The sequence below is a fragment of the Nocardioides allogilvus genome (genome assembly GCF_003047285.1).
GTDB classification, from domain to species: Bacteria; Actinomycetota; Actinomycetes; order Propionibacteriales; family Nocardioidaceae; genus Nocardioides; species Nocardioides allogilvus.
Genome location: NZ_PZYX01000056.1, coordinates 1 through 674 on the forward strand (window position 1 = coordinate 1; position 674 = coordinate 674).

Annotated in this window: 1 protein-coding gene; it reads left to right on the top strand. The window is 44.1% G+C overall.

Annotation, left to right across the window (positions count from 1 at the left end):
* The coding region (locus tag C9J87_RS19405; protein ID WP_269801769.1) for an EF-Tu C-terminal domain-related protein at nucleotides 1-646 on the top strand (646 nt) is incomplete at its 5' end.
* Nucleotides 647-674: the final 28 nt, after the last annotated feature.

Sequence of the window (674 nt, forward strand, 5' to 3'; positions counted from 1 at the left end):
CGGCGTGCCGGAGTGGGAAGAAAAAATTCTTGAGTTAGCACACCACTTAGATACATACATTCCAGAGCCGGAGCGTGCAATTGATAAACCGTTCTTATTACCAATCGAAGACGTATTCTCAATTTCTGGTCGTGGTACGGTAGTAACAGGCCGTGTTGAACGTGGTATCATCAAATCAGGTGAAGAAGTTGAAATCGTAGGTATCAAAGAAACTACGAAAACAACCGTAACCGGTGTTGAGATGTTCCGTAAATTATTAGACGAAGGTCGTGCGGGGGAAAACGTTGGTGCATTATTACGTGGTACAAAACGTGAAGAAATCGAACGTGGTCAAGTATTAGCGAAACCGGGTACAATCACTCCGCACACAGACTTCGAATCAGAAGTTTACGTATTATCAAAAGAAGAAGGTGGTCGTCATACTCCATTCTTCAAAGGTTACCGTCCACAGTTCTACTTCCGTACAACGGACGTAACAGGTACAATCGAGTTACCGGAAGGTGTTGAGATGGTAATGCCGGGCGACAACATCAAAATGACTGTGAGCTTAATTCACCCAATCGCGATGGACGAAGGTTTACGTTTTGCGATTCGTGAAGGTGGTCGTACAGTAGGTGCGGGCGTGGTAGCGAAAATCATCAAATAATTAGGTATTAGACTTAATATTTGAAGCG